Raw genomic sequence first — 11,946 nt, 5'->3', positions numbered from 1 at the left:
TTCCCCGATCGGTGCGTAACCTCCTTCGATGGCTTAGGGGGTAGCCTTTTCGGCATGCCACTCGACGTGTCCCAGCTGCCGTTGGTCGGCGGGCACCCGGTGCTCGACCTGGTCAACACACTCGAACGAGGGGGCGGGTCGCCGCACGACTTCCTGTCCGACAGCTCCGCCCTGCTGCGCTGGTCGGTCCGGGTGGGCGTGCTCAGCGACGTGGAGGCCGACCAGGTCGACCGGGCGTGGTGCGACGAGCCTGCGGCCGCGCAGGCGGGACTGGCCGCCGTGCGGGACATCCGTGAAGGACTGCATCTCGTCCTGCTCGCGACGATCACGGACGCGGACGGCGCGACGGCGGGTGACCCGGTCGCGGCCGGCGCCGCGCTCGTCGCCCTCCACCAGCGCTGGTCCGGCGCGGCCGCCCGAGCACGATTCGTGCTCGACTCGTCGCGGGTACGGCTGACCTACGGCACGGTGCCGACCATGCTGGTGCCCGACCGGATCGCCGGGGCCGCCCTCGACGTCATGCTGACGGCCGACCTGACCCGGGTGCGCCGCTGCCCGGTGCGCGAAGGTGGTTGTGGCTGGCTGTTCCTCGACCAGAGCCGCAGCGGGTCCCGTCGCTGGTGCCGCATGGCCGACTGCGGCAACGTGGTGAAGGCGCGGCGGCTCACCGAGCGTCGCCGTGCCGCCCGGACGGCACGCTCGTAGGCAGCAGGCGAGAGCGCCCCAGCACCTCGGTGACCCGGGTGAACCCGTCGGTGCCGTGGCCCAGTCCGATCACGCGGCGGGCCATGCCCTCGGCCGCGCGCATCACGCCCGCGTCGATGCCGTGAGCCTCGGAGGTGTGGACGATGTGGGCCATCGACGACACCGCCGAGGTGATGGGGTTGTCCTCGCCGGAGAAGGTGCCGCTGTCCACCTCCTCCGCGGCCTGCTCGAAGATCGGCGGAAGGATCGCGCCGACGCCGGCGGCGAACGGTGCCAGCTCCCGCGCGGTGACACCTTCCGCCCGCGCCACCGCCAGCGCGTGCGCATAGCCCGCCATCGCGGTCCAGAAGATGTCGAGCAACGCGATGTCGTACGCCGCGGCCCGGCCGATCTCCTCGCCCAGGTGGGTGTGGGTGCCGCCCAGCGCGTCCAGCACCTGACGGTGCACCCGATAGAGATCTGACGGGCCACTGTGGAGAAACACTCCGGCCGGCGTCCCGATGGAGGTGGTCGGCGTCATGATCGCCCCGTCCAGGTACCCGATGCCGTGCCCGACCGCCCACTGCGCGGTGTCCCGGGCCCGGCCCGGAGTGTCCGCGGTCAGGTTCGCCACCGTGCGCCCCCTGAGCGCGTCGGTGACCGCGTCGCGTCTCAGGATGGCGTCCGAGGCGTCGTAGTTCACCACGCAGGCCACCGTCAGCCCGCTCGCGGCGACCGCCTCCTCGGCCGACCGGGCGGCGACGGCACCCCGCTCGACCAGGTCCCGTCCCCGGCCCGGGGTCCGGTTCCAGACCGTGGTCGGCAGGCCGGCGTCCACGAACGCGCCGGCCAGGGCCCGCCCCATCGGCCCCAGGCCCAGCACCGTGACAGACTTTTCGGAGTACGAGGACATGCTTCAGCTCCCAGAAAGTATAGGAAAAAGAGCGAATAGGACGAAGATGACGCGCAGTCGTGCACAGGACCTGAACGTCTGCGGGGTGACCGCCGCGATCGCCGTGATCGACGGCAAATGGAAGACGGCGCTGCTCTGGCTGCTGGAATCCGGTCCCCGCCGTCCCGGCGAGCTGCGCCGGCAACTGCCGGGTCTCACCGAGAAGGTGTTGACTCAGGCGCTCCGCGAGATGGAGACCGACGGGCTGGTGCACCGGGAGGTGCACGAGGTGCTGCCCCTGAAGACCGTCTACTCCCTGACCGCGTTCGGCCGGGACCTCTCCGAGGCGTTGGCTCCCGTCGCCGACTGGGGCCACCGTCGCCTGGAGAAGCTCACCGAGGCCGACGGGCCTCCCGCGCCATCACCCACCTCCCCGTGATCCCGGCCCCGCGACCCGCCACAACCAGATTCACCCGACGCCCGACGCGCCGACAAGTACCCACAAAAAAGTGGCTACGGCGCGGGTCGGCGCATCAGGAATCCAGCGGAGGGAGGCGCCATGCCCGAGAAGGTGAGCACCAGCCGACTTCAGCTACGAGGAGGTGGGCATCCAGGTGCCGGGCGGCAGCGTCCGCCCAGGTGAGGATCCGGCGGACGCCGCGCTGCGCGAGGCCCGCGAAGAAACCGGGCTGACGGGGCTCACCGTCGTGCGCAAGCTGGGGGAGATCGAGTACGACATCAGCCCGCTCCGCTTCGAGGTCCAGCGTCGTCACGTCTTCGACTGACCAGATCCCCACGGCTTGTCGAGGTTGGTCTCGCGCCGCGCACTCGACGGGCACGGTGCCGGCCCACGCCGCAGGACGGACGTCGGCCGGCACCACAAGTCGATCGCGGCACGCCCGTAGCTACAGGCCAGCGCTGGTCTTACCCAGGATGTCGGCGAGTGCGTCGAAGTCGACGTCCTGCCCTTCGGTGATGTCGACGGTCTTGCGCTCGCCGTTGCCCATCGCCCGGAGGAACCCCTTGACCGCGGGGACGTCCGTCGCGTTGAACACCATGAACGAGACCTTGGCCTTGGCCACCGCGATGACGGCCGCGTAGTGGCCGTTCTTGAGGTAGTGCGGCTTGCCGTACTGGAGTCGTTCCTCCACGCCTGGAACCGTCTTGTCGATCATCGCGCGCAGCTTCTCGCAGACCTCGACCTGCCACGGCTGCGTCTTGTTGATGTACTGGGTGACCTCGTCGTTCACAGTTTCTCCCTGATCGGTGCTCACTGGTCTTCCGGACGTGTCGTAGCCGAGGGTCGGTGACCGCCTCGCTCTTACTCTGCACTGCCACCCGCCTCGGGCGAATCCGCCGGCCGTACCCCCGGCCCGTCTGCCCCGGTGCGCCGGGGGTCGACGATGCCGAAAACGACTGGTGCGTCGCCGCCCCGGCGGGCCAGAGTGAGTCGTGATCACCGTCCAGCGGATACGTGTGCGGTGGGGCGCGGCTGCCCGCGGCGCGCCGCAGGCGAATGCGCGACGCGGGCTGTGTCGTCCGGTGCTGCTTCCTCCGTCACTGCCGGCCGGTGACGTGGTCGTCCACGACGTACTCGCCGATGAGGCAAACGGATACACGCGCCAGGACGAGGTAGTCGGTGGCGGTGTGGGGCGTGCTCACGACCTCGGCCTGTGGCTGTCGACGGAAACCGCGAGGTTGGTCGTCGACCGGCTACCCGGCCGGGCCGCCTACCCTCGCCAGAGTGGTCCAGGCCGTCTCTTCACGCTGCTTCCCGGGCAGGTCGGCCGGTACCGGGCAAACTTCCGGTTCACCGTCACCAGCTGCGCGTGCAATCCGAGTTGGTACTACGAGGATTGGCTGATTCTCGTGGCCAACGACCAGGTGCGACGCGACGAGTTCATCTCCCGCAGGCCCGACCATGACGTCGACCACCGCGTTCACCTCTACGGCGGGTGATGCCGCCGTACGGCTGATCAGCGTTCGTCCGCGGTGGCTGGCGCGATCTGGTCGAGGTGCGCAGCGACGGTGGCCTTGGCGGTTGCGTTCGACGTCCGGCCGGGGCGCAGGAGGGCGTGCAGGATCACGCCGTCGACGAGGGCATAGAGACGCTCCGCCTCGACCAACTGATCGAGTCCGGGCCGGAGCGCACCGGCGTCGGCCAGTCGCCGGATCATTGTGATGAAGGCGTCGGTGAGGATTTTGTCGATGTCCCTGCGCAGGCCGGCCATTGTCGGTTCGACGACGGCGCGTGCCGTGAACGCGAGCCACACCTCGCACTCGCCGCGCCGTGGCCGGTCCAGCGGCAGCATCTCGTCGATCATCGACCGGACCACCGCACGCTGGTCGCCCGTGGTGTCCACGGCTCGGATCCGCTCCTCGATCCGTTCTCCCGCCAGCCGTAGGGCGAATCCGAGAAGCTCGGACTGGGTGGTGAAGAAGTGGCGCAACGAACCCATCGACAGGCCGGCCTCGCGTGCCACGTTTCGCACGGATGCCTGCTCAAGGCCGTCGCGCATCACGATCCGCCAGACCGCCTCAGCGAGTTCGGTCCGTCGGGCCTGCGCATCCACCAACTTCGGCACCACTTTTTATAACACACTCGTGCTACCTTCTTGTGCTAACACAACTGTGCTAGATAAACGGGGGCATCTGTGTCACGTCGAGAACATCCCTGGTTCATGGCAGCGGTGGTCGGTTGGATCGCACTCAACGGCGCGGTACTAATTCTCGCGCCCGGCGACGCACCCTTCGACTGGCCGGCGCAGCACGACCCGCCATCCGGGATCGGCCAGGTGATCGCCGCTCAGGCCACCCTCGTCGAGTTGGTGCTGCTCGCCGCCGTCACATTCGCGCTCACCCGCGCTCGACCCGCACCGATGATCGCCGAGCACGCACCGACGCTCCCGACCGCTCGCCGGGAAACAGGACTCGTCCTGGCGTACGGCGTCCTCGCCCAACTCGGTGGCCTGCTCATCGCCCGAGCGCTCGGCTGGCACCCGATCGGCTTCCACCTGGCCGGTACGCTCGTCGGCACCACCGATCCGGTCGGGCCCGCCGAGGCGCTCGGCTGGGCCACGTACAACGTCGTGGTCTACGCGCTGTTGCCACTCCTGTGGTTCCGGCGGCGTTACACCGCCCGCCAGTTGTGTCTGCGCTCGGCGGATCGGCGCGGCGACGTCATCCTCATCCTCGCCGTGCTGGTCCTCGAATCGCTCGCGCAATGGGTGGTGCTCGGTCACGCGTTCGCAGGCCTGGCCCCGGGCCAACTCGCCGTCGGAGTGCCACTGACATTCGTGCTGTACTTCGCCGGCACGGTGCTGCCCACAGTCATCTTCGTGCAGGGCATCCTCGTCCCCCGATACGCCCGTCTGACCGGCTCCACCACCGCGACCCTCGTCCTCGGCGGCCTGACGTACGCGGCACTGCACGTGTTCGAGGGCTGGGGCAGGTTCGGGTCGCCACGCGAGGCCACGCTGACGATCCTGTTCGTACTCCTCATCTACACGGTGCCCGGCGCATTCAAGACCTGGCTCACCGTACGGACCGGCAACGCCTGGGTGCACGCCTGGGCGTACCACGCCTTCGCGCCACACACGATGCACGACGCCGGGTTGATAGTTCGGATCTTCCGCCTCTGACATGTGCGGCTCTGCCACCGGCCCGCCGCAGCACCGTCGAACCCCCGGGCCAATCCGTGCCACTCCAGGTCGACGCGGAGGTCACCATGCTTGTCATTACGAGGTACGTTCACAGCGGTCGAGCGCGCCAGTCGCTCAGTCCAGGCAACGAAGGACGAGTCCATGTCCACTCTGTACGAGTTTGCCGGCGGCGACGAGGCGCTGCATCGTCTCGAGGAACTGTTCTATACGAAGGTGCTGGACGACCCCGTGCTGCGCGGCGTGTTCCCCGCTCGCCAGCCGAGCCATGTCGAACACCTCACGTGGTTCACGGCCGAGTCCTTCGGCGGCCCGGACAGGTTCACCGGCGGACTGGGATTTCAGCACATCATCGATGTCCACCGCCATCTGAAGATCACCGACGAGCAGCGGGAGCGGTTCATCGCCCTCTACCTCGAAGCGATCGACGAAGCCGGCCTACCGGACGATGACGCTTTCCGCGCGGCCGTGCGCGAACACCTCGAGTTCGGCGCCCGCGTGGCCCAGCAGAACTCGCATGCCGAGAGCGACGACCAGCTGCATCCGATCCGTGAAGTTCCCGCGTGGACGTGGTCGCGGCAGTCTGATTCGGCATCTGGAAGACCCTGACGGCCTTGAGGCTCCCTCCGGCCAGCTGCCATGGACGTCCGCACCTGCCGCGATGAGGGGGCGCCGATGTCCGTCGCGACCATGAGGTGCTGACGGCGTCCGCGTCGGGACGGGCGAGACGGATCCGTGGTGGCGCACCGGAGCATGCGGTCATCGTGGCCTTTCGGGTTCCTGACAAGCCCATGTTGATCTCGGTGATGTGGTCGCTGTGTGGTCTCCAGCGGAAGTCACCCCGGGTCAACGCAGGTGAACGGGGGCCAGTCCCTGCCACCGCGGCCGGGTCGTCGCCCAGATGGCAGCCGACCCTCCCTGGCCTGGGCGAACGGGGGTCCGGGTTACGTGGGTGAACGTGAGCCACTCCCTGCCACCCCAGCTGAACCCCAGGTCGCGAGACTAGGCCCTCGCGCCCCCGTAGCTCAGGGGATAGAGCATCGGTTTCCTAAACCGACGCTCCGTCGATGTTCGCAGGGCGATGGCCTGCGGCTTTCTGCTTTCTGCCTGTGTGTGCCGGTCGCTTTGCGGCCTTGCTGCGATCGCTTGCCGAAGATCAGCTGGAGCGCTAGCTGACGGAGCCGTCGGGTCGAGTGGATTCCTCCTCGCTGAGCAGTTCACGGCGCCATTCGGTGAATCGGTTGCGGAGATCGTCCAGCGCTCGGCCGGTGACGCCGTACTGGGCGAAGTCCTCAGGATCGAGCAGGGCGGCTTGTCCGAGGGCGTCGGCGAAGACGCGCGGGTCGAAGCCGCGGTCGGCGCGCTGCGCGAGGTCGAGGAGGGCTTCGCCGGTGTAGCGGCCGGATCGGAGCGTGGCGTCGATGTCGATGAAGTCACGGGCGAACGCTCGTCCGTAGAGGGCGCTCATCTTGTTCGCGACCGTCGTCGGGGTGGAGTACCGGTCCGATCGCCATGAGAATCGGTTCGTTGGCGCGCCAGTCCACGCGGAGTTCGACCTTGGAAACCCGGATACCGTCGGTGACGGCCAGCCGGGCGAAGGTGTCGTACTGGCGCTCGGTCTCGACGGTCAGGCCGTCGTCCCGGTAGGCGTGCACGACGGCGGTGACCGCGGCGGTGAACTCGTTGCGGCGGTCCCAGGCGGTGAACAGGTCGACGTCCTCGCTGGGCCGCTCGACAAGCCCGGCGGCCTGGACCGCGTAGCCGCCGGCCAGCGCGAAGCCGTATCGATCGGCCGCCGTGAGTCCGGTGCGGGCGAGGCGTTCGTGGAAGGGGTCCACCGCTATGCCGCGTTGTTGCGGGTGGCGGCAAGTTCGGGGAAGGCTTCTTCCCAGCGCTGGCGGAGCTGGGGTGGCAGCCAGAGGGTGGGCCAGAGTCGCCGGAGCAGGTCGGCGTCGAGCCAGGTGTTCAGGTCCTCGACGGTGCTGGCTTCGGTGAGCACCACCTTGTACATGCTGGCCAGGCGCGCGGCCCGGCTCAGGTCATACTCGGCGTGGCCGGACCAGTCGAGGTGACGCGGAAGCGTCACCGTCCCTTTGGTGGGGCCGTGCAGTGCGGCGAGGGTTTCGGCCACAACGTAGGGCTTCCGGTCTCCGTAGGGCTGGTAGTCCGCCGGCGGCTGGGGTGATGTCCTGCGCCGGCTGATGTTGGTCGCCCGCCGAACCTCCGGTCGTAGCGCCTGACGGATCGTCTCCCGGCTGTACCCGGTGATCCGCTGCAGATCCACCGGCCGCCAGCCGGCCGCATGAAACGCCCGCAGCTGCTCGTCCCGCTCGGTCAACGCGGCCGCCCGCGTCGCCTCGTACCGGGAGACAATCTCATGCAGCTCATCTTCGGAGAACTGGCTCATGCTCGTCAGCCTAATACGCTAGGCCAAGCGCGCTTGGCTTTTGGTCATATCTCTGTGACCGGCAGGACCAGCCATGGTGATTGCGATCGGATGCACTCATGTTCTGGTGAAGCCGAGGGCCCTATAGCCGGGCATGCGGCGTTGGAGTGAGGCGGCAAGGATGGGGGCGGCCGGGTCGTGGTAGTCGTGGACCTCGGCGACGTCCTTGCCGGGTGCGGCGCGGATGACGCGGCCGGCGCATTGGACGAGTAGGCCGTCGTAGGAGATCGGGCCGGCGAGGAAGAGGGTATCGAGGGCGTCGCCCATGCCGGCACCCTGACCACCTATCCCAGCGCCGCAGCACTCGCCGCGCACGCCGGACTCGCGCCGATCTCCCGCGACTCCGGCCGCCGCCAAGGCCACCAGGTCAGACCCCACCGCTACCACCGCGGGCTACGCCGGGTGTTCAGCATGTCCAGCTTCACCGCCCTGACCCACTGCCCACGATCCCGCGCCTACTACGACAAGAAACGAGCCGAAGGAAAGACCCACCGCCAAGCCACCGCCGCCCTGTCCAGACAACGCCTCAACGTCCTCTGGGCCTGCATCCGCGACACGACTCCCTACCAGCCCAAACAACCAAGATCAGCAGAGGTGGCACTGTACGAACTCGCGTAGAGACTCCTCCAGCGGGTGCCAACCCGGGTCAACCGATGCCAACGCGGGCCATCACGGCCGACCGCCGGTCGCAAACCGGGGCTCGTGTGCTCCGGGTGTGCTCCTGTGCTGGGAGAACGGCGGTCCGGGTGACGGGGGTGAACGTGGGCCACTCCCTGCCACCCCAGGTGAACCCGCAGGTCGCTAGACTGTGCCCTCGCGCCCCCGTAGCTCAGGGGATAGAGCATCGGTTTCCTAAACCGTGTGTCGCAGGTTCGAATCCTGCCGGGGGCACCAGCGCGAGGTCTTGACCAGCGAAAAGCCAGCCAGGGTCTTCTGTCGGCAGATGCTCGGGTCCGGACCATCCGGACACCCTCGACGCTCGTGGCAACCGTGCCCGGCGGCGAGGCGAGGCCGGCGACGCGGGCTGGTGCCGTGCAATAACTGCTGAAGATCCGCGGCATCCAATCTAAAGATGTCGATCCCTCGTCGAGGGTGCCTGTACCGTCATCGACAAGAGGCGGCCGGTGACCGGGCCGTAGCGGCGGGCCGCGTCAGGTACGACGCGGTTGCGCTCCCGTCCCGCGCGGCTGAAGCAGCGCCCGACGTTGTGGGAGGAACCGTTGCCCGACAAATTGGCGTAAGAGGGCGACGGACTCACCCAGGCCTTGAAGCGCCTGCTCTGATGCGCGCCCGAGCCGGTGCGGGAGAGCCCGCTCTTCTGCCCACGGACGAATGTCTTGAATTCCGGGTCGACTGTTGGTCAGGCTCGGGGCATGCCTGAGTTGATGGACGTCGCGGTCGGAGATCTGCACCTCTCCCTGCGGGAGTGGTCCGCAGTTGACAGCAGCGGGACGCCTGCCGTGCTGCTGCACGCCCTTGGCAGGAGCGCGCGTGACTGGGACGTGATCGCCTCCGGTCTGCGCGCCGAGCGCACGGTGTACGCCGTCGACCTGCGGGGTCACGGTGCCAGCGACTGGCCCGGCAGCTACAGCCTGGAACTGTTGACGCACGACGTCGTCGGTGTCCTGGAGCGGTTGGATCTCGGAACGGTGGACCTGGTCGGCCATTCCCTCGGCGGCCTGGTGGCCTGCCGGGTGGCCGCCGAACGGCGGGACAGCGTCCGCAGGCTCGTGCTCGAGGACATCGGATATCTGCACCCACGCCCGCCCGGACTCCCCGAGCGTCCCGCGGGGGACCTACCCTTCGACTGGCACTTGGTGGAGCAGATCCGACCGGAGATCGACGATCCGGATCCGGGCTGGGCCGAGATCGTCGCCCAGATCACGGCACCCACGCTGATCATCGGTGGCGGCCCGGCGAGTTCCATCCCCCAGGAGCATCTCGTCGAACTCGCCGAACGCCTGGCCGACGCGCGGCTGACGACGATCACGGCCGGTCACATGGTCCACGAGGCCGTCCCCGACGAGTTTCTCCGGACCCTGACGGCGTTCCTCGCCGAGTAACGACGCCGTCCACCGACTGGCCTGAGGTGCCTGCCACCTCGCCGCCGGGCCCGATCGGCAGCCGACGACGAGGCAACCACGAGAAGGTCTGCCGGCACGGATCACCAGTGGTAGGCCAGGTTCACCGCCAGCGTGGCAACGGTGGTGGTGAAGAAGACGGCCCACCCGACCAGGTGGCGGGAACCCACCCGCAGGTGCGCGATGAGCGCGCCGACGAAGTACAGCACGAGGCCAGCGGCGGCGAGGGTGCCCACCAGCGGTACGGCGAAACCGGCCAGCAGCCCCAGGGAGCCGGCCGCCAGCGTCAGGCCCAACCGGGGCATCCACGAATGTGGCAGGCGCTTCATGTCGATCTGGGCCTTCGGGTAGTCGTGGCCGATCAGGTAGGTGACGGCGGCGATGCCGGTGAAGACCGAGGCGAGGATCGTGAGCGTGACGTAAGCGGCGAACATGTGCCCTCCCTTGTGGTTGTCTGCCTCAAGGACGGGTCGGTGCCGTGAATTGTTACCCGAGGTGCTGTGACCTGGGGCACAGCGCGTGCCACGCCGGGTCGTGTGGTGTGTCAGACGCAGCGTGGGCTGCGGGAGACCCGCAGCCCACGCCTGTGCCGCCGACGATGTGTCGGTCGGTCAGAGGAACGCGTACATCTCGTCGGCGGCAGCCTCGGTCTCGCCGGCGGGTGGCGCTTCCACCGTGACCGGCTTGCCGAAGTCGCTCATCTTCATCTCGGTGACGAGGTCACCCAGCGACTTCGTGGCGATGGTGTAGGAGAGCGCGGTGAGGCGTCCGTCGGCGTCGAGGGTCGCCTCGAACGGAACCGCCGTCGGGTCCTTCGCCAACTTGGCGGTCGACTGGAGGCCCTCCCGCATTCCGGCCTCGGTGCTGGCGGCCTCGGCGGCCTTGTTGAGATCGGCGATGCCTGTGTAACGGCCGCCGCCCACCTCCTGGGCGGACACGGTGCCACCGACGAGGCCGGTCTGCGACTTGAGGTCGAACGACTGACGCAGCGTGCTCGTCGGCTTGAGCTTGCCGAGGTCGATCTTCATCCAGGGCTTCTCGCCCTCCATCGACTCCGACTTGATGTAGGCGGTGTTGCCGATCAGCCGGACCTCGATCGGTTCCGGGGCCTTGCCACTGATCTGGATCGCCTTGGCGACGGGGTCCATCTTTCCGCCGAGGGTGATCGACTGGTTGCCGGCCTTGACGGAGGCTTGCATGCTGAGCGTGCCCGCGAGGCTGCGGTCCATGCCCTGCTTGACGGCCGCGACCGGTTCGACTTTGGACGGTGCCGGGGCGGCCGAGGCGCCGGGCGCCGCGGAGTCGTCGGACTTGGTGCCGCAGCCGCCGACGAGGGCGACGGCGAGGGCTATCGATAGGGTGGGAATCAGTCGGCGCATAGACGTGACCCTAATAGGCGGCCGCTACCCGATTTTCGCCAGTGGTGGCGGCGCCAGCAGGCCAGGGCGGATCAGACCGGCGTCGGCAGTTGCTGGGCTCGGGTGATCACTTGATCGATGAGGCCGTAGTCCCGGGCCTGTTCGGCGGTGAACCACCGGTCCCGGTCCCAGTCCTGCTGGATCTCGTCGAGAGTCCGTCCACTGTGCTCGGCGGTCAACTCCTGCATCGTCCGCTTCACGTGCAGCATGTTCTCGGCCTGAATGGTGATGTCCGAGGCGGTGCCGCCGATTCCGCCGGAGGGCTGGTGCATCATGATCCGCGAGTGCGGCAGCGCGTACCGCTTGCCGGCGGCGCCCGCACAGAGCAGGAACTGCCCCATCGAGCCGGCGAGCCCGAGCGCCAGCGTGGCCACGTCGTTGCGGACGTAGCGCATCGTGTCGTAGACCGCCATCCCCGCGCTCACCGACCCGCCCGGCGAGTTGATGTAGAGGAAGATGTCCCGATCGGCGTCCTCGGCGGCGAGCAGCAGGATCTGCGCAGAGAGCTGGTTGGCCGACTCCTCGGTCACCTCGGTGCCGAGGAAGACGATCCGTTCCCGCAGCAGCCGCTCGAACACCTGGTCGCCGAAGGACGGCTGCGCGCCGTCCAGCATCCGTACCCCGTGGGAGATCATGCCGCCGCCTTCCACCACGCCGGCGAGCGGTGGGACCGCCCGGTGGACCGGCCCCTTCAGCGTGCGGGCGACGGCAGTCGCTGGCCCAGTGATTCTGCGGGTGGCAGATTCGCCGACGGCAGAACCGGCGC

Annotated in this window: 15 protein-coding genes, 1 tRNA gene and 2 pseudogenes; 9 read left to right on the top strand and 9 right to left on the bottom strand. The window is 68.6% G+C overall.

Annotated elements, in window-relative coordinates; all coding sequences use genetic code 11:
- Positions 1–54 precede the first annotated feature (54 nt).
- Positions 55–705, top strand: coding sequence for a CGNR zinc finger domain-containing protein (locus ACPXBU_RS14295; protein WP_425758345.1), 651 nt, complete (start codon positions 55–57; stop codon positions 703–705).
- Here ACPXBU_RS14295 and ACPXBU_RS14290 read toward each other — a convergent pair.
- Positions 665–1,597, bottom strand: a complete 933-nt coding sequence (locus ACPXBU_RS14290) for an NAD(P)-dependent oxidoreductase (RefSeq protein WP_425758344.1) — start codon at positions 1,595–1,597, stop codon at positions 665–667. The genes ACPXBU_RS14295 and ACPXBU_RS14290 overlap by 41 nt on opposite strands.
- 46 nt (positions 1,598–1,643) lie before the next feature.
- Here ACPXBU_RS14290 and ACPXBU_RS14285 point away from each other — a divergent pair, with 46 nt between their 5' ends.
- Entirely contained in the window at positions 1,644–2,015 is a 372-nt protein-coding gene (locus ACPXBU_RS14285; protein ID WP_393366022.1) for a winged helix-turn-helix transcriptional regulator, read from the top strand.
- A gap of 163 nt (positions 2,016–2,178) precedes the next feature.
- Positions 2,179–2,361, top strand: a complete 183-nt coding sequence (locus tag ACPXBU_RS14280; protein ID WP_425758343.1) for an NUDIX domain-containing protein — start codon at positions 2,179–2,181, stop codon at positions 2,359–2,361.
- 120 nt (positions 2,362–2,481) lie between these two features.
- Here the strand turns inward: ACPXBU_RS14280 and ACPXBU_RS14275 are convergent, their stop codons facing one another.
- A complete protein-coding gene (locus ACPXBU_RS14275) occupies positions 2,482–2,826 on the bottom strand; it encodes a DUF1801 domain-containing protein (RefSeq protein ID WP_393366026.1) in 345 nt (114 codons plus the stop codon).
- Between the two features lie 202 nt (positions 2,827–3,028).
- Between ACPXBU_RS14275 and ACPXBU_RS14270 the strand changes: the two genes are divergently transcribed.
- Entirely contained in the window at positions 3,029–3,535 is a 507-nt protein-coding gene (locus tag ACPXBU_RS14270) for a hypothetical protein (RefSeq protein ID WP_425758342.1), read from the top strand.
- A 17-nt stretch (positions 3,536–3,552) separates the two neighbouring features.
- Here ACPXBU_RS14270 and ACPXBU_RS14265 read toward each other — a convergent pair whose 3' ends face one another.
- The gene (locus ACPXBU_RS14265; protein ID WP_425758341.1) at positions 3,553–4,068 is read right to left on the bottom strand and encodes a TetR family transcriptional regulator C-terminal domain-containing protein; all 516 of its coding nucleotides are present in this window, start codon (positions 4,066–4,068) and stop codon (positions 3,553–3,555) included.
- Positions 4,069–4,257: 189 nt separating this feature from the next.
- Here ACPXBU_RS14265 and ACPXBU_RS14260 point away from each other — a divergent pair, with 189 nt between their 5' ends.
- Together ACPXBU_RS14260 and ACPXBU_RS14255 are read left to right on the top strand one after the other, a co-directional pair.
- The gene (locus ACPXBU_RS14260) at positions 4,258–5,217 is read left to right on the top strand and encodes a hypothetical protein (protein WP_425758340.1); all 960 of its coding nucleotides are present in this window, start codon (positions 4,258–4,260) and stop codon (positions 5,215–5,217) included.
- Positions 5,218–5,379: 162 nt separating this feature from the next.
- Positions 5,380–5,844, top strand: coding sequence for a group II truncated hemoglobin (locus ACPXBU_RS14255; protein ID WP_425758339.1), 465 nt, complete (start codon positions 5,380–5,382; stop codon positions 5,842–5,844).
- Positions 5,845–6,403: 559 nt separating this feature from the next.
- On the opposite strand, the pseudogene ACPXBU_RS14250 reads toward ACPXBU_RS14255, so the two are convergent.
- The 3 genes and pseudogenes from ACPXBU_RS14250 to ACPXBU_RS14240 form a co-directional block, all read right to left on the bottom strand.
- A pseudogene (locus ACPXBU_RS14250) lies at positions 6,404–7,073 on the bottom strand (nucleotidyl transferase AbiEii/AbiGii toxin family protein).
- 2 nt (positions 7,074–7,075) lie between these two features.
- Positions 7,076–7,642 carry a hypothetical protein gene (locus ACPXBU_RS14245; RefSeq protein ID WP_425758338.1) on the bottom strand — a complete coding sequence of 189 codons (567 nt, stop codon included), beginning with the start codon at positions 7,640–7,642 and terminating at the stop codon, positions 7,076–7,078.
- A 96-nt stretch (positions 7,643–7,738) separates the two neighbouring features.
- Positions 7,739–7,948, bottom strand: a complete 210-nt coding sequence (locus tag ACPXBU_RS14240; RefSeq protein WP_425758337.1) for a hypothetical protein — start codon at positions 7,946–7,948, stop codon at positions 7,739–7,741.
- Between ACPXBU_RS14240 and ACPXBU_RS14235 the strand changes: the two are divergent.
- The 3 genes and pseudogenes from ACPXBU_RS14235 to ACPXBU_RS14225 form a co-directional block, all read left to right on the top strand.
- Positions 7,934–8,299, top strand: a pseudogene (locus ACPXBU_RS14235) (transposase); the annotation flags it as partial. The gene ACPXBU_RS14240 and the pseudogene ACPXBU_RS14235 sit on opposite strands and share 15 nt — an antisense overlap.
- Positions 8,300–8,499: 200 nt before the next feature.
- A tRNA-Arg gene (locus ACPXBU_RS14230) sits at positions 8,500–8,575 on the top strand.
- 479 nt (positions 8,576–9,054) lie between these two features.
- Positions 9,055–9,744 carry an alpha/beta fold hydrolase gene (locus ACPXBU_RS14225; protein WP_425758336.1) on the top strand — a complete coding sequence of 230 codons (690 nt, stop codon included), beginning with the start codon at positions 9,055–9,057 and terminating at the stop codon, positions 9,742–9,744.
- 101 nt (positions 9,745–9,845) lie between these two features.
- On the opposite strand, the gene ACPXBU_RS14220 is transcribed toward ACPXBU_RS14225, so the two are convergent.
- The 3 genes from ACPXBU_RS14220 to ACPXBU_RS14210 form a co-directional block, all read right to left on the bottom strand.
- The gene (locus tag ACPXBU_RS14220; protein WP_393366045.1) at positions 9,846–10,196 is read right to left on the bottom strand and encodes a DoxX family protein; all 351 of its coding nucleotides are present in this window, start codon (positions 10,194–10,196) and stop codon (positions 9,846–9,848) included.
- Positions 10,197–10,373: 177 nt separating this feature from the next.
- Positions 10,374–11,141 (bottom strand): hypothetical protein, encoded by a 768-nt coding sequence (locus tag ACPXBU_RS14215; RefSeq protein ID WP_425758335.1) that lies wholly within the window; start codon positions 11,139–11,141, stop codon positions 10,374–10,376.
- 71 nt (positions 11,142–11,212) lie between these two features.
- Positions 11,213–11,815: an ATP-dependent Clp protease proteolytic subunit gene (locus tag ACPXBU_RS14210; protein ID WP_393366048.1), complete on the bottom strand. Its 603-nt coding sequence runs from the start codon at positions 11,813–11,815 to the stop codon at positions 11,213–11,215.
- Positions 11,816–11,946 lie beyond the last annotated feature (131 nt).

Origin of the sequence: Micromonospora sp. DT231 (assembly GCF_049847025.1) — a bacterium.
Taxonomy (GTDB): domain Bacteria; phylum Actinomycetota; class Actinomycetes; order Mycobacteriales; family Micromonosporaceae; genus Micromonospora.
This window is presented reverse-complemented; position numbering and strand designations above follow the sequence as displayed.

Excerpts from the sequence above, each read along its gene's own strand:
- ACPXBU_RS14290 (WP_425758344.1), bottom strand. The coding sequence starts at position 1,597 with ATGTCCTCGTACTCCGAAAAGTCTGTCACGGTGCTGGGCCTGGGGCCG.
- ACPXBU_RS14260 (WP_425758340.1), top strand. The coding sequence starts at position 4,258 with ATGGCAGCGGTGGTCGGTTGGATCGCACTCAACGGCGCGGTACTAATT.
- ACPXBU_RS14220 (WP_393366045.1), bottom strand. The coding sequence starts at position 10,196 with ATGTTCGCCGCTTACGTCACGCTCACGATCCTCGCCTCGGTCTTCACC.
- ACPXBU_RS14225 (WP_425758336.1), top strand. The coding sequence starts at position 9,055 with ATGCCTGAGTTGATGGACGTCGCGGTCGGAGATCTGCACCTCTCCCTG.
- ACPXBU_RS14245 (WP_425758338.1), bottom strand. The coding sequence starts at position 7,642 with ATGAGCCAGTTCTCCGAAGATGAGCTGCATGAGATTGTCTCCCGGTAC.
- ACPXBU_RS14240 (WP_425758337.1), bottom strand. The coding sequence starts at position 7,948 with ATGGGCGACGCCCTCGATACCCTCTTCCTCGCCGGCCCGATCTCCTAC.
- ACPXBU_RS14210 (WP_393366048.1), bottom strand. The coding sequence starts at position 11,815 with ATGATCTCCCACGGGGTACGGATGCTGGACGGCGCGCAGCCGTCCTTC.
- ACPXBU_RS14255 (WP_425758339.1), top strand. The coding sequence starts at position 5,380 with ATGTCCACTCTGTACGAGTTTGCCGGCGGCGACGAGGCGCTGCATCGT.
- ACPXBU_RS14295 (WP_425758345.1), top strand. The coding sequence starts at position 55 with ATGCCACTCGACGTGTCCCAGCTGCCGTTGGTCGGCGGGCACCCGGTG.
- ACPXBU_RS14285 (WP_393366022.1), top strand. The coding sequence starts at position 1,644 with ATGACGCGCAGTCGTGCACAGGACCTGAACGTCTGCGGGGTGACCGCC.
- ACPXBU_RS14215 (WP_425758335.1), bottom strand. The coding sequence starts at position 11,141 with ATGCGCCGACTGATTCCCACCCTATCGATAGCCCTCGCCGTCGCCCTC.